This is a genomic window from Pseudomonas sp. 210_17 TE3656 (genome assembly GCF_054821965.1).
This window is the reverse complement of record NZ_JBTRBC010000001.1, coordinates 4,039,122-4,056,929: the sequence shown is the minus strand read 5'-3', so window position 1 is coordinate 4,056,929 and position 17,808 is coordinate 4,039,122. Positions and strand designations below refer to the sequence as shown.

17 protein-coding genes are annotated in these 17,808 nt (G+C 62.1%); 6 read left to right on the top strand and 11 right to left on the bottom strand.

The window, feature by feature from the left end:
* Positions 1 to 9: 9 nt before the first annotated feature.
* The 8 genes from ACVI9W_RS19030 to ACVI9W_RS18995 all read right to left on the bottom strand — a co-directional run bounded on the left by ACVI9W_RS19030 (position 10) and on the right by ACVI9W_RS18995 (position 9,015).
* Positions 10 to 636, bottom strand: coding sequence for a response regulator (locus tag ACVI9W_RS19030; RefSeq protein ID WP_461530823.1), 627 nt, complete (start codon positions 634 to 636; stop codon positions 10 to 12).
* Between the two features lie 17 nt (positions 637 to 653).
* Positions 654 to 1,835, bottom strand: a complete 1,182-nt coding sequence (locus ACVI9W_RS19025) for a hypothetical protein (protein WP_461530822.1) — start codon at positions 1,833 to 1,835, stop codon at positions 654 to 656.
* A 5-nt stretch (positions 1,836 to 1,840) separates the two neighbouring features.
* Positions 1,841 to 2,575: a fimbrial biogenesis chaperone gene (locus tag ACVI9W_RS19020; RefSeq protein WP_461530821.1), complete on the bottom strand. Its 735-nt coding sequence runs from the start codon at positions 2,573 to 2,575 to the stop codon at positions 1,841 to 1,843.
* Between the two features lie 127 nt (positions 2,576 to 2,702).
* Positions 2,703 to 5,201: a CS1-pili formation C-terminal domain-containing protein gene (locus ACVI9W_RS19015; protein WP_461530820.1), complete on the bottom strand. Its 2,499-nt coding sequence runs from the start codon at positions 5,199 to 5,201 to the stop codon at positions 2,703 to 2,705.
* A 93-nt stretch (positions 5,202 to 5,294) separates the two neighbouring features.
* Positions 5,295 to 5,771, bottom strand: coding sequence for a CS1 type fimbrial major subunit (locus ACVI9W_RS19010; RefSeq protein WP_038608253.1), 477 nt, complete (start codon positions 5,769 to 5,771; stop codon positions 5,295 to 5,297).
* A 236-nt stretch (positions 5,772 to 6,007) separates the two neighbouring features.
* A complete protein-coding gene (locus tag ACVI9W_RS19005; protein ID WP_461530819.1) occupies positions 6,008 to 7,666 on the bottom strand; it encodes a cation acetate symporter in 1,659 nt (552 codons plus the stop codon).
* Positions 7,663 to 7,974: a DUF485 domain-containing protein gene (locus tag ACVI9W_RS19000; protein ID WP_038608249.1), complete on the bottom strand. Its 312-nt coding sequence runs from the start codon at positions 7,972 to 7,974 to the stop codon at positions 7,663 to 7,665. Before ACVI9W_RS19000 ends, ACVI9W_RS19005 begins: the two co-directional genes overlap by 4 nt.
* Before the next feature lie 192 nt (positions 7,975 to 8,166).
* On the bottom strand, positions 8,167 to 9,015 hold the full coding sequence (locus ACVI9W_RS18995) for a glycine betaine ABC transporter substrate-binding protein (protein ID WP_461530818.1): 849 nt from the start codon (positions 9,013 to 9,015) through the stop codon (positions 8,167 to 8,169).
* A 224-nt stretch (positions 9,016 to 9,239) separates the two neighbouring features.
* Here ACVI9W_RS18995 and ACVI9W_RS18990 point away from each other — a divergent pair, with 224 nt between their 5' ends.
* A complete protein-coding gene (locus ACVI9W_RS18990; protein WP_461530817.1) occupies positions 9,240 to 10,796 on the top strand; it encodes a glycoside hydrolase family 17 protein in 1,557 nt (518 codons plus the stop codon).
* Between the two features lie 85 nt (positions 10,797 to 10,881).
* Here the strand turns inward: ACVI9W_RS18990 and ACVI9W_RS18985 are convergent, their stop codons facing one another.
* Positions 10,882 to 11,244 (bottom strand): hypothetical protein, encoded by a 363-nt coding sequence (locus tag ACVI9W_RS18985; protein ID WP_461530816.1) that lies wholly within the window; start codon positions 11,242 to 11,244, stop codon positions 10,882 to 10,884.
* A 242-nt stretch (positions 11,245 to 11,486) separates the two neighbouring features.
* Here ACVI9W_RS18985 and ACVI9W_RS18980 point away from each other — a divergent pair, with 242 nt between their 5' ends.
* Together ACVI9W_RS18980 and ACVI9W_RS18975 are read left to right on the top strand one after the other, a co-directional pair.
* The gene (locus tag ACVI9W_RS18980; protein WP_461530815.1) at positions 11,487 to 12,785 is read left to right on the top strand and encodes a serine/threonine protein kinase; all 1,299 of its coding nucleotides are present in this window, start codon (positions 11,487 to 11,489) and stop codon (positions 12,783 to 12,785) included.
* A complete protein-coding gene (locus ACVI9W_RS18975) occupies positions 12,778 to 13,563 on the top strand; it encodes an MlaA family lipoprotein (protein ID WP_461530814.1) in 786 nt (261 codons plus the stop codon). Before ACVI9W_RS18980 ends, ACVI9W_RS18975 begins: the two co-directional genes overlap by 8 nt.
* A 6-nt stretch (positions 13,564 to 13,569) precedes the next feature.
* Here ACVI9W_RS18975 and ACVI9W_RS18970 read toward each other — a convergent pair whose 3' ends face one another.
* Entirely contained in the window at positions 13,570 to 14,730 is a 1,161-nt protein-coding gene (locus ACVI9W_RS18970) for a patatin-like phospholipase family protein (RefSeq protein WP_461530813.1), read from the bottom strand.
* Between the two features lie 99 nt (positions 14,731 to 14,829).
* Complete coding sequence (locus tag ACVI9W_RS18965; RefSeq protein WP_461530812.1) at positions 14,830 to 15,762, bottom strand: lipid A biosynthesis lauroyl acyltransferase; 933 nt, start codon at positions 15,760 to 15,762, stop codon at positions 14,830 to 14,832.
* Between the two features lie 111 nt (positions 15,763 to 15,873).
* Between ACVI9W_RS18965 and minC the strand changes: the two genes are divergently transcribed.
* The 3 genes from minC to minE all read left to right on the top strand — a co-directional run bounded on the left by minC (position 15,874) and on the right by minE (position 17,801).
* On the top strand, positions 15,874 to 16,632 hold the full coding sequence (gene minC / locus ACVI9W_RS18960; protein ID WP_410457966.1) for a septum site-determining protein MinC: 759 nt from the start codon (positions 15,874 to 15,876) through the stop codon (positions 16,630 to 16,632).
* A 98-nt stretch (positions 16,633 to 16,730) separates the two neighbouring features.
* Positions 16,731 to 17,543 (top strand): septum site-determining protein MinD, encoded by an 813-nt coding sequence (gene minD / locus ACVI9W_RS18955; protein WP_038608231.1) that lies wholly within the window; start codon positions 16,731 to 16,733, stop codon positions 17,541 to 17,543.
* 3 nt (positions 17,544 to 17,546) lie between these two features.
* Complete coding sequence (gene minE, locus ACVI9W_RS18950) at positions 17,547 to 17,801, top strand: cell division topological specificity factor MinE (protein ID WP_010224188.1); 255 nt, start codon at positions 17,547 to 17,549, stop codon at positions 17,799 to 17,801.
* Positions 17,802 to 17,808 lie beyond the last annotated feature (7 nt).

Sequence of the window (17,808 nt, the reverse complement as noted above, 5' to 3'; positions counted from 1 at the left end):
CGACGCGGCTTATATGAGCAGGTTGCGGCGAGCGAGGTCAGCCAGGTCGATCAACGAACTTACCCTGAGTTTTTCCAGCAGGCGGCTCTTGTAGGTACTGATGGTCTTGTTGCTCAGCAGCATGATTTCGCCGATGGCTTTATTGCTCAGGCCGCGTGCCAGGTGCTGCAGGACCATCAGCTCGCGGTCGCTGAGACGGGCAATGCAATGCGCCTCGCTGGCGCGCAGGTCCTGGTGATGCACCGAACTCAGGGCCACCTCGGGAAAGTAGGTGTAGCCGGACATCACCGCATGCACCGCCTTGCACAGCTCGCCGAGGTCGTCGGTTTTCGACACGTAGCCCACGGCACCGGCCTGCATGCAGCGCAGTGAATAGGCTTCGGCCAGTTGTGAAGTCAGCACCAGGGCCTTGGCCGGACGTGGCATGGCCCTGATCCTGGCGATCACCTCGAGGCCGTCCAGCCCGGGCATGGCGATGTCGAGGATGATCAGGTCCGGGGCCTGCTCACGCGCCAGGCGCAACGCATCGATGCCGTTGGCGGCCTGGCCGACCACCTCCAGTTGCTCCTGGCGCAGCAGCATGCAGACCGTGGAACGGATGAAGGGGTGGTCGTCGACCACCAGGGTTCTATACATGGCTGGCCTCGTGTGGACTAGAGCTCGGCATCGAACACCACCGTGACCTGGCCGGTGTAGGTGCTGCCGGCGTGGGCGAGCATGGCGCGCACGTCGTCCTTGCCGACTTCGAAATGCAGTTGGCCGGGGCGGTTGAGGGTAGTTGTCAGCGCGTCGAACTGCAGCGCCTGTACGCGTCCGGTGGGCAGAGGCAAGCGTTCGACCGGCCTGCCTTGATACTGAATACCTGCGGGCAGGCTCAGGGCGAGCTGTACCGGTACTTGATCGCCATTGTCCGTCCGTAACCCACACAGCATGCCCACGTCGTACTGGCATAATTTGTAGACCTTGAACGGCCCGGTCGACGACAGCTTGAACGGCAGGTCGCGATACAAACGTTGTGGGACTGCGCCCCCCGTCAACCAGTTCTGCCATCCACCACGTGGCTCCAGCACGGCACGGTCCGATCCTGGTGGAAAGTCAAAGAAAAAGGCGTGCTGAACGTCAAGCACGAAATTTATGGTCAGGCTGTTGTCGCTGAGCTGAGTAACGCCATTGCCGAAATCGAAATCGCCGCCGGGGCCGATGGTATAAATTGCACTGCCTCGGTAGATGCCAGGCTTCATTCGATAAGGTGCCGGCATGATCAGGCTATACAACACCCCCATTTCACCAGCACTGACAACGGCGTGATAATCCGGCTGGGCACGGCTGTATCTTGAGTAACAGGCGACGGGAGATCGAGGGTTTTGCACCTCCCATAAAAAAAGCACCCATGGCGGGTTCGCAGTACGTTGGCCACTAGTGCAGCCTCCTGACAACACTGAATTGTACAGCGGGCTCTCCATCCAGTGTGGACCGCTCGTTCTCTGACCCACCGCAGTGAATTCAAAATCCAGGGTATGAGACTCCCCGGTTTGATCGTTAAAGACATCGACCTTACGTCCACCGGGCATCTTGATGTAATACTGGTCCCGTATATCCGCTTCAATCACTTCCTTGACGTAAGTGATAGACAAGTCGATCACTTCACGATTCCTGCAATAGTTCGCCCACCGGTCACAGAAGGCCGCTGGGGGCGTGGTGTTTTCGAATTGTGCTGAAGCCCCCCCTACATACTGCGCTGAAATAGTGACCTCCAGCGCTTCAGCGACAGGCACATTCAACACAAGCATTCCAGCTAACCAATACGTGGACCAGAACTGTTTGAAGCGGTTCATCGAACTCATCCTTCCACCACCATATCCTTGCGCTCGCCGCCCTCATGCAGCTCGAACTGATGCACCTTGCCCACCTGCCCTTCGAACTGCCGGCTGCGCCCCGGCAGCAGATGGTGCTTGGTCGCCGGCTCACAGCCTTGGGCCGGCGCCTGGCACTGGCGGAAATGGTCGAGCACCACGGTGCTGTTGCCTTCGTTGACCACCGTCAGCTGGCCACCCTGGCGGCGCACCGGGGTCTGGAAGCGGCTCTCGGCGGGCCGTACGAACAACAAGGTGCCATAGCCCGCCAGCAGGTTGACCCCGGCCTTGAGGCTGTCGCGGTACTGCTCGGCTTCCTGCTCATTGACGGCAAAGCCATCGCCGGTTTCCGGCAGCACCGGTATAAAGCGCAAGCGAAAGTAGCGCTCGCTGTCACGCGGGCCGCGATACAGCAGGCGCACCGCCTGCATGCCCTGGGCCGGGACGATCAGGCGCGCCGGGCTGGCAATCAGGCCACGCTGTTCCAGGGGCAGGCCGTCGGTGTCGACTTCGCGGGCCACGCCGTTGGCGTCGTAGACCAGCTCGGCGACGCTGACCTTGACGAAGGCCGTGCTGTTACCGCCGTTGCGCACCCGTTTGAGCAGGGTGCTTTTGCCGCCGTCCAGGTAGTCATGCAACGCGCCGACATTGAGCTCCGGCGCCGCATGCAGGGCCAGAGGAGCGGTCAGTAACGCCAGGGCAATCAGGCGAAGGATGTTCATCTTGTCAGTCTCCTTACAGACACAACGAGAGTAGTGACACGGCGCGGTCTGTGGCTATGCCTGCAGTCGCGGGATCTTTCCTAAAACAGAAGAGGATTTTTCCTAAGTTTTTTTGCCGCTGCCGGACTCAGCCTCGACCTTTGGCCAGGTCCCCCTCTGCCCTTGCCAGGCTGTTTGCATTGCAGATCTGCTCCCCGGCCAGCAGCACGTCGTCCTCGCGTTCGAGCCGCTGCGGGTCCAGCGCCAGCAGGCAGACCGGCGCACCTTGCTGGCGGATCTCCAGGGTCGGCGTCGACTCGCTCATCTCCACCGCGAAAAAGCCATCGGCTTCGCTGACCGTGCGGCTGGCGTGGTTGATCACCTGGGCACCGCGCATGGGCCGGCCCTGGCTGTCAAACAGGCGGCCGATCACGGTCACCGTGCGCAACACGCGCAGCTGGCGGTACTCGATGCCGCCGCGGTTGAGGTGATAGTCCACGCTGGAGGGCTGGATCACCGCCGCAGTGGCCTCGCTGCCGTCGAAATCGAACTGCACGTGGCCGGCCTTGTAGGCGCCAACGGGGATGACATTGCGCCCCGGGTGCAAGGTCGCAGAGCTGCCACCGGTGCTGTCGGCGCGCAGCTTGAGGTCGTCCAGATCAGTCTCGACGTCGACGATCAGCCCGGCCTGGTGCGGCAGGTACTGCCCACTCAGCGCCGCCTTGCCAGCCCCCACCGCAAGCAGGCTTTCAAGGTTCACGCCGCCGTTGAACGCGCCGTTGTAGGACGAGCGCTGCACATAGGCATCGCCATGCAGCACCTGGCTCTCGAACTGGGTGTCGCCGCCCAGGCCGACGCCATAGCGGTCGGCACTGGCGCTCATGCCGACGTTGCGCAGCGGCCCGAGGTCGACATCCTGCTGGTAGGCCAGCGAGGCATTGAGGTCGCGCCCGCCGTCACGCGAGGTGCGGCTGCCGAGACTGGCGGAAAGCCGTCGCCCGCTGCCGCCGCCGAGGCTCATGCTCATACTCAGGTTGACCCCACGACTGCGCGCGTCGCCGGTGCCAGAAGTGCCCGGGCGGTCGAACAGCGACAGGCGCCAGTTAGCGTCCGAGCCGAGCAGGCGGCCGTAGTACGACCAGCCCAGGTCGATACCCGTGCCCTCGCTGGCGCCGCTGCTGTGGGACAGGCGCAAGGACGCGCTGTTGCGCGGGTCGAGGCGGTGATTGAGCGACAGCGATGACTGGCTCAGGCGCTGCTGGAATGATGCATCCTGCGCCGTGCGCGAGGGTGCCAGCCAGGAACGGCTGTGGCTGGCCACCAGCGAGCCGTTGTCGTAGCTGTGGATGGCCTGCAGGTCATAGCCGTTGCCATGGCCTTGAGCCTGGAACAGGTTGGCGTAGAGCTTGAAGCGGTCACGCACGTCCCAGTCCAGCGAGGTGCCGTACTGCATCGCTTCATCGATGCGCTGGGCGGACAGGCCGAGAATCGCCCGCGGGTGCACCAGGTAGTTGGCCAGCACGCCAGCGCTGAGGCTGTCGTCATGGTCGCGGTCCCAGTTGCTCAGCAAGCTGCTCTGGCGGCCAAAGAACAGGTTGTAGCGCCAGGGCGCATCAGTACTGCGCCAGTTGCTGGGTTTGTAGATGAAGGCCTGGCTGCGCGAAGTCACCTGGCTGTCCTCGACCAGGCGGATCTCGACTTCATAGATGCCGCCGGGTAGCACCGTGGTATCCAGGGTCTGCAGACCCGGCTGCACCGCCTGGCTGTTGATCAGCACGCCATTGCGGTAGATCTCGGCCACGGCCGGGCGATCGGGGGTGACGTAGATCGGCGTGGCGCTGGGCGCGCCGCTGTCGACCATCAGGCTGTCGCTGCTGCCGAACATCACGCCCAGGGTGGTGTCGGCGCTCGCCCCCATCAAGCGCGGCTGACGGGTCAGGCCCTGGGCGCTGGGGGTGAAGTAGCCGAGACGATAGAAATGTTCTTCGACCAGACGCTCGGTGTACAGCTGGTCGAGGTGGTAACGGGTGTCTTGCTGGCTGTCGCTGCCACGGTCGAGCTGGCCGTCGGCCAGGGTTGTCCAGTTGCCCAGGCTGCCTTGGCCTTGCAGGGCGTAGCGGCCACTGGTGCCGCGTTCGTCGCTGACCAGGTTGAGCTGGTTGCGCAGCAGCAGGCCGTAGCTGCCCTGCTCGGGCAGGCGATGAAAGCGCTCGCCCAGGCCACCGGCCTCGGCGCTGTCGGTCAACAGCGACAGCTGTGAATTGACCAGGCTGTAGTGCACGGCGCGCAGGCCGTCCGGGCAATCCTGCAGGCAATCGCCCAGTGGCCGCCCGGCGAGCAGGCGTTCGCGCCAGCGGCGGCGCAGGCTTTCGGGTTCGAGGCTTTCCTGGGTCTCGGTGAATTCGAGTAACTGCACGCGCTGATCGCGGCTCAGCACGACCATGGCATCGCCCAGGTAGCGACCGTCCAGGTCGACTCGTACCGCCAGCGGCACGTCGAAAAAATGCGCTTCGAAATCCCGCGGCAGCCCCTCGATCCGTCCCAGGGTGCCTGGCACGGGGTTGGCCAGCACGGGCAGCGCGGCCAGGCAGGCAGCCGCCGACAGCCAACGGCGCAACGAAGCGGTGATGGTGTGATTGTTCAACATGAGCGTCGCTTGCATGGGATACCCACCCACCCCCGGCAAGCGCCAGGGGCAAGGGCAGGCAACAACGGATGGGCTAGCTGAGGGCGACGCCTATCAAGGCGCGGTTTCGAAGATCATGCTGACCAGCCCCTGATAGCTACCGGGCTCATAGCCGGTGCCGGGTGCCGCCTGGGCCTCCACCTGGAAGCCGATGGTCGCGCCGGGCGCGGCCTGGGCAGCACTGACGACTTCGGCACTGGTGGTGCTGAGCACGGTATCGCCAACCTTGACGTTCAGGCCGATGTTGTGGGTACCGCTGGCGATGACCGCAGGCGACACCAGGTAGGCGGTGATCGGGCCGACGGTGCTCTTGACCTGCAGTTCCTTGCGGATCGGATCGAGTTTGGCCTGATACGAGTTCCAGGCCATCTCCTGCGGGTCGTTCATCCAGTTGCCGCCTACCGGCTCGACGAAGAAGGCATCGGTCGGCACCTGGGCGGTGACCTGCACCTGTTTCTCGATCGGGTCGATGGCATAGGCCGAAGCTGCGCACAGCACAGTCAGGGGAAGGGCAAGTAACGTACGTTTCACGAATGAATTCTCCTTGAAGGGGTCGATACCTGACCGGTGTTGCCCGGTCAGTGAGGAGAATTATTCGGGGTTGGCTCGCTTCGAAGAGTAAGACCGGTCCGAGCGATCTTCGGAAATTTCCCAGCGACAGCAGAGGGCCATTAGCTGGTGTGATCAACTGGAAAACGATCGCGGGGCAAGCCCGCTCCCACCGGGACCGGTGGGAGCGGGCTTGCCCCGCGATTTGTACTCAGCTATCAGTGCGAGACTGCGCCACTGGCCCCCAGACCGGTCTGCGAGCGAACGAATTGCGGGAAGAACAGCGCACGTTCTTTATCAGCTGCCTGGGACTTGTCAGTGATCGAGAAGAACCAGATCCCTGCGAAGGCAATCAGCATCGAGAACAGCGCCGGGTACTCGTACGGGTAGATGGCTTTTTCGTGACCGAGGATCTGTACCCAGATGGTCGGGCCGAGCACCATCAGCGCTACCGCACTGATCAGGCCCATCCAGCCGCCGATCATGGCGCCACGGGTGGTCAGCTTTTTCCAGTACATCGAAAGCAGCAGTACCGGGAAGTTGCAGCTGGCGGCAATCGAGAACGCCAGGCCGACCATGAAGGCGATGTTCTGGCTTTCGAACAGGATACCCAGACCGATCGCCAGTACCGCCAGGGCAATGGTGGTGATCTTCGAGACGCGGATTTCATCCTTCTCGTTGGCCTTGCCTTTCTTGATCACGCTGGCGTACAGGTCGTGGGACACCGCCGAAGCACCGGCCAGGGTCAGGCCGGCCACTACTGCCAGAATGGTCGCAAAGGCTACCGCCGAGATGAAGCCGAGGAACACACTGCCACCGACGGCGTCGGCCAGGTGCACCGCAGCCATGTTGTTGCCGCCGATCAGGGCGCCAGCGGCGTCCTTGAATTCAGGGTTGGTGCTGACCAGCAGGATTGCGCCGAAGCCGATGATGAAGGTCAGGATGTAGAAGTAGCCGATGAAACCGGTCGCATACAGCACGCTCTTGCGGGCTTCCTTGGCGTCGCTGACGGTGAAGAAGCGCATCAGGATGTGCGGCAGGCCAGCGGTACCGAACATCAGCGCCAGACCCAGGGAGAAGGCCGAGATCGGGTCTTTGACCAGACCGCCCGGGCTCATGATCGCTTCACCTTTAGGGTGAACATCGATGGCCTGGGAGAACAGCGCGTTGAAGTCGAAGTTGACGTGTTTCATCACCATCAGCGCCATGAAGCTGGCACCGGAGAGCAGCAGCACGGCCTTGATGATCTGTACCCAGGTAGTCGCCAGCATGCCGCCGAACAGCACGTACAGGCACATCAGGATACCGACCAGGATCACCGCGACGTGGTAGTCCAGACCGAACAGCAGCTGGATCAGCTTACCGGCGCCGACCATTTGCGCGATCAGGTAGAACGCCACCACCACCAAGGAGCCGGAGGCCGACAGGGTGCGGATTTCTTTTTGCCCGAGACGGTACGAGGCAACGTCGGCAAAGGTGTATTTACCCAGGTTGCGCAGGCGTTCGGCGATCAGGAAGAGAATGATCGGCCAGCCGACCAGGAAGCCGATCGAGTAGATCAGGCCGTCGTAGCCGGAGGTGAACACCAGGGCGGAAATACCCAGGAAGGAAGCTGCCGACATGTAGTCACCGGCAATCGCCAGACCGTTCTGAAAACCGGTGATACGCCCGCCGGCGGCATAGTAGTCGGAGGCGGAGTTGTTACGTTTGGACGCCCAGTAGGTGATGCACAGGGTGGCACCGACGAAGGCGACGAACATGAGGATCGCCGCGACGTTCAACGGTTGTTTGTGCACCTCGCCGGTGAGGGCGTCGGCGGCCCACACGGCAGGTGCGAAGATGCCGAAGGCCAGGGTTGCCAGAAGACGCCGGATCATTGCTGTGCCTCCTTGAGAATCGCTTTGTTCATCTCATCGAACTCACCGTTGGCGCGACGCACGTAGATCGCAGTCAGCACGAACGCCGAAAGGATCAGACCGACACCGAGGGGAATCCCCCAGGTAATCGACGAGTCAGGGCTGAGCCTGGTACCCAATACATGCGGACCATAGGCGATCAACAGGATGAAAGCGGAGTAGAGACCGAGCATGATCGCCGAGAGAATCCAGGCGAAACGTTCGCGTTTTGACACCAGCTCCTTGAACCGCGGGCTGTTTTGTATCGAGAGATAAATGCTGTCGTTCATTGTTTTTGTCCTCGCAGCACAGATTAGGTAGTACGGACTCCACTTTATGCTGCCTTTGGACGCACTCCAGACGACCTTAGTCTTAGATGCAAAACTGTTTTACCGATTCGGTAACAGCCAGAAACGACAAGGGCCGCAGCACCGTTTCTGGTGCTGCGGCCCTGGAAGGTGCCAGATAGAAGCCTTAGGCCATTATTTAGCGGTCCACTCGGCGACGCGTTCAGGGTGTTTGGCTACCCAGTCCTTGGCTGCGGCTTCGGGTTTTGCGCCCTCTTGAATGGCCAACATGACCTCACCGATTTCGTCCTTGGACTGCCACTGGAACTTCTTCAGAAAGTCCGCCACTTCCGGTGCCTTGCTTGCCAGTTCCTTGCTGCCGATGCTGTTGACGGTTTCTGCTGCGCCATACACGCCTTTGGGGTCTTCAAGGAACTTGAGTTTCCACTTGGCGAACATCCAGTGCGGCACCCAGCCGGTGACGGCGATCGATTGTTGCTTGGCATAGGCGCGACCCAGTTCGGCGGTCATCGCCGCGCCGGAACTGGCCTGGAGTTTGTAGCCGCTGAGGTCGTAGTCCTTGATGGCCTGATCGGTCTTGAGCATGACCCCGGAGCCGGCGTCGATGCCGACGATCTTGTGCTTGAAGCTGTCGTCGCTCTTGAGGTCGGCCAGGGAACTGGCCTTGACGTAGTCGGGGACGATCAGGCCGATCTTGGCGTCTTTGAAGTTAGGGCCGTAATCGACGACGTTATCTTTGTTCTTGTTCCAGTAATCGCCATGGGTTACCGGCAACCAGGCCGACATCATCGCGTCGAGCTTGCCGGTCGCCACCCCCTGCCACATGATCCCGGTGGCCACGGCCTGCAGCTTGACGTCGTAGCCGAGCTTCTGCCTGATCACTTCGGCCGCCACGTTGGTGGTCGCCACACTGTCGGACCAACCATCGACGTAGCCGATGCTTACTTCCTTGGCCATCGCCTGCGCAGCGCCGATGGCCATTACCAGGGCGGTGCCCACCCCCAGGAGTCGTCGCATTTTCATCAAAGCTTCCCCTCGTCACGTCACGGAACCTGCATCATCAACCGCTGATGCCCGCTGACCTGCTCTGGCAACGACCTCCAGGCAGCGACAAGCGACATCACATCGCCAGCCCGCTGTGCAGTTACATGAAGCAACATCCAACCGGGGTAACTTTGCCTGCCGAGGCTTTAGCCCGTGCCATTTGCAGGTACTATTGGCGGCTTTGCTCCCTGACGGTCCGATCCATGTCCCCGACTGCCCGCTTTCCGCTGCTGCCCTATCTGTTCGCCTGCCTGCTCGGCCTGTTTGCGCTGGGAGGGCTCTGGTACGGGCTGGGCAAGCCGGTGGTCCTGCCGGATGCGGCCAGTGCCTCGCATAAACTGCAGTGCGCTTCCTACACGCCGTTCGACAAGGACCAGTCGCCGTTCGACCAGCCGTTCCAGCTGCGTCCGGCGCGCATCGACGCCGACCTGGCCCTGCTGGCCCAGCGCTTCGAATGCATCCGTACCTATTCGATGACCGGGCTGGAGATGATCCCGGAGCTTGCACGCAAGCATGGTTTGAAAGTCATGCTCGGCGCCTGGATCAACGCCAACCCGGTGGACACGCAAAAAGAGGTCAAGGCCCTGATCGCCTCGGCCAACGCCAACCCTGACGTGGTCAAAGCGGTAATCGTCGGCAACGAGACGCTGCTGCGCAAAGAGGTCACCGGCCCGCAACTGGCGGCGTTGATCAACCAGGTGAAAAGCCAGGTCAGCGTGCCGGTGACCTACGCCGATGTCTGGGAGTTCTGGCTGCAGCACCCGGAAATCGCCCCGACCGTGGACTTCCTGACCATTCACCTGCTGCCTTACTGGGAAGATGATCCCAAAAGTATCGACGACGCCCTGGTGCATGTTGGCGAGATCCGTCAGGTGTTCGGCAACCGCTTTGCGCCCAAGGACATCGTCATCGGTGAAACCGGCTGGCCCAGCGAAGGCCGTCAGCGCGAAACCGCCCTGCCCAGCCGGGTCAATGAAGCACGCTTCATTCGCGGCTTTGTCGCCATGGCCGAACAGCACGGCTGGCACTACAACCTGATCGAAGCATTCGACCAGCCGTGGAAGCGTGCCAGCGAAGGCGCGGTCGGCGGTTACTGGGGCTTGTACGACGCCGACCGTGAAGACAAAGGCATTCTTGAAGGGCCAGTCAGCAACCTGGCGCTCTGGCCGCAATGGTTGATTGCCTGTGGTCTGCTGTTTGTTGCCACCCTGGTGCTTGCCGGCCGCGTACGCGGTACGCGGTCTGCCTTGCTGTTGCCGCTGCTGGCTGCCTTGGGTGCTGCGAGCCTGGGCTTGTGGGGCGAGTTGGTGCGGATCAACAGCCGCTTTGCCGGTGAGTGGATCTGGGCGGTGCTGCTGGGCGGATTGAACCTGATCGTCCTGGCCCACGGTGCCCTGGCGCTGGCGCAACGTGACGGCTGGCGCGAGCGGGTCTTCGCCTGGCTTGAGGCTCGGGCGGGCTGGTGGTTGCTGGCGGCGGGTTTTGCCGCAGCGGTGAGCATGCTGGCGCTGGTGTTCGATCCGCGTTATCGCAGCTTCCCGAGCGCCGCACTGCTGCTGCCTGCGGTGGTCTACCTGCTGCGTCCGGTACGCGGCCCGCGCGCCGAGATCGGTCTGCTGGCGTTCATCGTCGGCGCCGGTATCGCCCCGCAGCTGTTCCGTGAGGGCCTGAGCAACCAGCAGGCGCTGGTCTGGGCCGGGGTCAGTGTGCTGATGGTGGGGGCGTTGTGGCGTAGCCTGAGGGTTCGCGCGCAGCAGTGATGGCCATCGCGGGGCAAGCCCGCTCCCACTGTGGGATGGTGAGTCTGTGGGAGCGGGCTTGCCCCGCGATTAGGTCCACTCGATATCAGCTAGACCGCCGCACCAGACGCAACCCGGCCAACACCACGGCAAACACCGCGATACTGGCGCTATACAACACCAGCGCCGGAATCGCGAACAGCAGCGCCAGCACGGCCAGACGCCAGCCCGCTCGCGCCGGCAGCAACTGGGCCAGCAATGCCAGGCCCAGCGCGGTCCAGGCAATAACCCTGAAGTGAATCATCAACCCCAGTACCGAACGTGCCTGGCATTGCCACACTTGCGCCTGTTCGGCGCAGACACCCACCCACTGTGCGTCTTCCATCAGGACATAACGCACCCCGTAACTGACCGCCAGCCACAGGGGCAGGAACAGCAACAAGGTGATCAGTGGCAAACGGCGGGACATGGAACGCTCCGGAATCATCGAAATCGGCGCCCAGCATAAAGCTCCGGGCTGTCTATGCAAGGCAAAAGCGCCAGCCTCGACTACTTTGAACAGAAGATAAATGGAACCAATTGTTGCCGCGCTACCGGTGAAAACGGCAACATCAGGAACGATAAATGCCGGAGCGCCAGGCAACTTTGCCAGGGACACGATGGTCCTAGCCTGCGTAACGCACTTTGCTGCAGCTTTTTTGGGGATCCGTCATGCTTCGATCAATACGCCTCACCGCCCTCCTGGGCGGCCTAATCCTGAGTGCGTCCGCTTCGGCGCAAGATATCGATGCCGCCAGTTACGGCTACCCGCTGACCAACCCGTTCGAGGCGACCATCGCCACCACGCCGCCGGACTTGCGCCCGGAGTTGCCCAGCGACGATGACATCACCCAGTCCGACTACAGCCTGAACATGCGCCCGGAGCGCGCTTTCACACTCCCCGACAATTTCTGGGCGGTGAAACAGCTCAAGTACCGCCTGGCCAAGCAGGACCACCCGGCACCGCTGATCTTTCTCATTGCCGGTACCGGTGCGCCCTACTCCAGCAGCATCAACGAATACCTCAAAAAGCTGTTTTACAAAGCCGGTTACCACGTGGTGCAACTGTCCTCGCCGACCAGTTTCGACTTCATCACCTCGGCTTCACGCTTCGCCACCCCCGGCGTCACCAGTGATGACGCCGAAGACTTGTACCGGGTCATGCAGGGCGTGCGTGCGCAACATCCGCGCCTGCCAGTCACCGAGTACTACCTCAGCGGCTATAGCCTCGGCGCCCTGGATGCGGCGTTCGTCAGCCATCTGGACGAAACCCGGCGCAGCTTCAACTTCAAGCGCGTACTGCTGCTCAACCCGCCGGTCAATCTCTACACCTCGATCACCAACCTCGACAAACTGGTGCAAACCGAGGTCAAGGGCGTCAACAGCAGCACCACGTTCTACGAGCTGGTCCTGAACAAGCTGACCCGCTACTTCCAGCAAAAAGGCTACATCGACCTCAACGATGCCCTGCTCTATGACTTCCAGCAGTCGCGCCAGCACCTGAGCAACGAGCAGATGGCCATGGTCATCGGCACTTCGTTCCGTTTCTCGGCCGCCGACATCGCGTTCACTTCCGACCTGATCAACCGCCGCGGGCTGATTATCCCGCCCAAATACCCGATCACCGAAAGCAGCAGCCTCACGCCGTTTTTCAAACGGGCGCTGCAGTGCGACTTCGATTGCTACATCACCGAGCAGGTCATTCCCATGTGGCGCGCCCGTACCGACGGTGGCAGCCTGCTGCAACTGGTTGACCAGGTCAGCCTGTATGCCCTCAAGGATTACCTGCAGCAGAGCCCGAAAGTGGCCGTGATGCACAACGCCGACGATGTGATCCTCGGCCCCGGCGACATCGGCTTTCTGCGCAAAACCTTTGGCGAACGCTTGACCCTTTACCCCCACGGCGGCCATTGCGGCAACCTCAACTACCGCGTCAACAGCGACGCCATGCTGGAGTTTTTCCGTGGTTAAACGCCTACTGATTGCGACTGCACTCCTTGCCAGTGGACTGGCCCAGGCCGAAGAACCCGCTCCGCGTGCCAGTGTTGTCGAAGCCGATGGCTTCACCCAGCCACTCAAAGAACTCAAATTCAACCCGGGACTGAACCAGCGTGAGTTCGAACGTTCGACGCTCGCCGCGCTGAATGTCTATGACCCCCTGGAGTCGATGAACCGGCGGATCTACCACTTCAACTACCGCTTTGACCAATGGGTATTCCTGCCGGTGGTCGATGGCTACCGCTACATCACCCCGGGCTTTGTCCGTAGCGGCGTGAGCAACTTCTTCAGCAACCTGGGCGATGTCCCCAACCTGCTCAATAGCCTGCTACAGCTCAAGGGCCAGCGTTCGATGGAAATCACCGCACGCCTGTTGCTCAACACCACCATTGGCGTCGCCGGCCTGTGGGACCCGGCAAGCAAGATGGGCCTGCCGCACCAGAGCGAAGACTTCGGCCAGACCCTGGGCTTCTATGGCGTGCCGGACGGCCCGTACCTGATGCTGCCGATTCTCGGACCGTCGAACCTGCGCGATACCGGTGGATTGGCAGTGGACTTCGCCGCCGAGAACCAGATCAACTTCCTCAACGTTGCCGAAGTCAGCAGCAATCATCCGGAAGTGGTGGTGCTGCGGGCGGTCGACAAGCGTTACACCACCCGTTTCCGCTACGGTCAGCTGAACTCACCGTTCGAATACGAGAAGGTCCGCTACGTCTACACCGAAGCGCGCAAGCTGCAGATCGCCGAGTAGTTCGATTCAGCCTGTCACCTGGGGCAAGCCGAGGAAGTTGCACAACTCCCGACGCTTGGCCAGGGCATCGCGCCGTCCCAGCTCGATCAGTTCGCTGCAATAACCGGCTTCGAACAGCAGGTAGCTGAGCACCCCGGCACCGCTGGTTTTGGTCGCGCCCGGACCGCGCAGGAACAGGCGCAAAGCCGCGGGCAGCTCACGCCGATGGCGGGCGGCGATTTCATCCAGTGGCTGGCTTGGCGCAACCACCAGCACGTCTACCGGCGCCAGGCCCAGGCGCCGGCGTTCCAGATGCTCGGGCATCAGGTGGCTGAGATGGTTGAGGCGCTGCAGCAACTCGATGTCGTCTTCCAGGCTGTCGATGAAGGTGCTGTTGAGCATATGCCCACCGATCTGTGCCAGGCTCGGCTGCTGGCCACTGAAAATCCGCGGACGCGGCTCGCCCTCGACCGGACGCTGCGGGTTACCGCTGACACCGACCACCAGCACCCGGCTGGCCCCCAGGTGCAGGGCCGGGCTGATCGGTGCCGACTGGCGCACCGCGCCGTCACCGAAGTACTCCTCGCCCAGCTTGACCGGCGCGAACAGCAGCGGAATGGCTGAGCTGGCCAGCAAGTGCTCGACACTCAAACGGGTAGGCAGACCGATGCGCCGGTGGCGCAACCAGGGATCAATGGCGCCGCGGCCTTGATAGAAGGTTACCGCCTGGCCGGACTCGTAGCCGAAAGCGGTCACCGCCACTGCGTGCAGGTGCTGTTGTTCGAGGGCATGGCCGATGCCGCTCATGTCCAGGTTCTGGTTAAGTAGATGACGCAACGGCGAACTGTCGAGCAAGGCCACCGGTACCGGCGATCCAAGACCGAGCAAACTGTGACCGACGAAGCGGCTGGCCTGGCGAATCACCCCCGGCCAGTCGCTGCGCAGTACCTGATGGCTGCGAAAGCCCTGCCAGAAACTGGTCAGGCGCCGGATCGCATCGGCAAAGTGCGTCGCGCCGCTGGCCAGGGTCACGGCGTTGATGGCACCCGCGGAGGTACCGACGATCACCGGAAACGGATTGGCCGCGCCAGGCGGCAGCAGGTCGGCAATCCCGGCCAGCACACCGACCTGGTAGGCGGCGCGGGCGCCACCGCCGGAGAGGATCAATCCTGTGATCGGTGCTGACATACTGCCTTCCTGGGAGATTGTGGTGAATTCATCGCGGGGCAAGCCCGCTCCCACCAGGATTTTTCCTGCCTGTGGGAGCGGGCTTGCCCCGCGATCGCCTCAACGCCGTTTTTTGTAGAGCTTCGGCGCCCCCGGCGGACGCGACTTGAAGCGCCGATGCGCCCACAGATACTGCTCCGGGCACTCGCGCAACGCCACTTCAATCCATTGGTTGATACGCAGGCAATCGGCTTCTTCGGTCTCACCCGGGAAATCCTCCAGCGGCGGATGAATCACCAGCCGATAGCCGCTGCCGTCCGCCAGGCGCTGCTGGGTGAAGGGAATCACCCGCGCCTTGCCCAGCCGGGCAAACTTGGTGGTGGCGGTGACTGTCGCGGCCTGGATGCCGAACAGCGGCACGAACAGGCTCTGCTTGGCGCCGTAGTCCTGATCCGGTGCATACCAGATCGCACGCCCGGCGCGCAGCAGCTTGAGCATGCCGCGCACGTCCTCACGCTCGATGGCCAGCGAGTCAAGGTTGTGCCGCTCGCGGCCGCGGCGCTGAATGTAGTCGAACACCGGGTTGCCGTGCTCACGGTACATGCCGTCGATGGTGTGCTCCTGACCGAGCAGGGCCGCGCCAATTTCCAGGGTAGTGAAGTGCAATGCCATCAGGATGGCCCCCTGGCCATCACGCTGAGCGGCTTGCAGGTGTTCCAGGCCTTCGATGTGCGCCAGGCGCGCCAAACGGGCCTTTGGCCACCACCAGCTCATGGCCATTTCGAAGAAGGCGATGCCGGTGGAGGCGAAGTTTTCCTTGAGCAGACGCTTCCGCTCGACGGACGGTAGCTCCGGGAAGCACAGTTCCAGGTTGCGCCCCGCAATATAGCGGCGCTCACCGGCTACCCGGTACATCAAGGCCCCGAGCACACGGCCGATCACCAGCAATACCCGGTATGGCAGCTGCACGATCAGCCACAACAGCCCCAGGCCCAGCCACAGCGGCCAGAAGCGCGGGTGCAGAAAGTAACGACGAAAACGCGGGCGATCCATTAAAGATTCCGGAAAGACAATGGCCGGGCATTCTACAACGGTTCGGCACGGGTTGCGGCTAACCGGCGTTCTCGTTATAAGTCTGGGCACTTTTTCGTAACAAGCCGCCCTATGCAGACCATGAGCCAAACCCAAACGCCAGACCAAGACCCTGTGTTCCAGCTCAAGGGCAGCATGCTCGCCATCACCGTGCTCGAGCTCGCCCGGAACAACCTCGAAGGCCTCGACCGGCAGTTGGCGGCCAAGGTTGCCCAGGCACCGAATTTTTTCAGCAACACGCCGCTGGTGCTGGCCCTGGACAAGCTGCCGGCGGGTGAAGGTCCGATCGATCTGCCCGGGCTGATGCGCGTCTGCCGCCATCACGGCCTGCGCACCCTGGCCATTCGTGCCAGCCGCATCGAAGACATCGCCGCGGCCATCGCCATCGACCTGCCGGTGCTGCCACCGTCCGGCGCGCGCGAGCGGCCGGTCGAGCCCGAGCCTGAGGTGAAGAAGCCAGAGCCGCCACCGGCCCCGGTTCCGCCGCCGGAACCGGCGATCAAACCGACCAAGATCATCACGACGCCAGTACGCGGTGGCCAGCAGATCTACGCCCAGGGTGGCGATCTGGTCGTGGTGTCGTCGGTCAGTCCGGGCGCGGAACTTCTCGCCGATGGCAACATCCATGTGTACGGTGCAATGCGTGGGCGGGCGCTGGCCGGAATCAAGGGCAATACCCGGGCACGCATTTTCTGCCAGCAACTGACTGCCGAAATGGTCTCGATCGCCGGCCAGTACAAGGTCTCCGAAGACCTGCGCCGTGATCCGTTGTGGGGCACCGGCGTGCAGATCAGCCTGTCTGGTGACGTGTTGAACATCACCCGTCTTTAACGGATACTTGCCGCCATTTTCTGCGCAACTTATTTCGATGTTGCCGTTTTTTGTATTTTTTGGGACTCAACGTCCTTTTTCATTAGGGGTGAAACACCTTGGCCAAGATTCTCGTGGTTACATCCGGCAAGGGTGGTGTGGGTAAGACCACCACCAGCGCCGCTATTGGTACCGGCCTCGCACTGCGCGGTCACAAGACGGTCATCGTCGACTTCGACGTCGGCCTGCGTAACCTCGACCTGATCATGGGCTGTGAACGCCGCGTAGTGTATGACTTCGTCAACGTGGTCAACGGCGAAGCCAACCTGCAGCAGGCGCTGATCAAGGACAAACGCCTTGAGAACCTCTTCGTGCTGGCCGCCAGCCAGACCCGTGACAAGGACGCGCTGACCCAGGAAGGCGTGGAAAAGGTCCTGATGCAGCTCAAGGAAGACTTCGAATACGTGGTCTGCGACTCCCCGGCCGGTATCGAGAAAGGTGCCCACCTGGCGATGTACTTCGCCGACGAGGCCATCGTCGTGACCAACCCGGAAGTCTCCTCGGTACGTGACTCGGACCGCATGCTCGGCCTGCTGGCAAGCAAATCGCGCCGCGCCGAACGCAACGAAGACCCGATCAAAGAACACCTGCTGATCACCCGCTACCATCCAGAGCGCGTGAGCCAGGGCGAAATGCTTGGCGTCGAAGACGTCAAGGAAATCCTCTCGGTCGCCCTGCTGGGCGTGATCCCGGAATCCCAGGCGGTGCTCAAGGCATCGAACCAGGGCGTACCGGTGATTCTCGACGACCAGAGCGATGCCGGTCAGGCCTACAGCGACACCGTCGATCGCCTGTTGGGCAAAAATGTGGAACATCGGTTCCTTGATGTGAAGAAGAAGGGATTCTTCGAGCGCCTGTTTGGAGGCAACTAACCAATGAACCTTTTTGACTTCTTTCGTGCCAGCAAAAAAGTAAGCACCGCCTCGGTCGCGAAAGAGCGTCTACAGATCATCGTGGCGCACGAGCGCGGTCAGCGCAGTACTCCGGACTACCTGCCAGCCCTGCAGAAGGAACTGGTGGAGGTGATCCGCAAGTACGTCAACATCGGCTCCGATGATGTGCAGGTCGCTCTGGAAAACCAGGGCAGCTGCTCGATCCTGGAACTCAACATCACCCTGCCCGATCGTTGATCGGCGC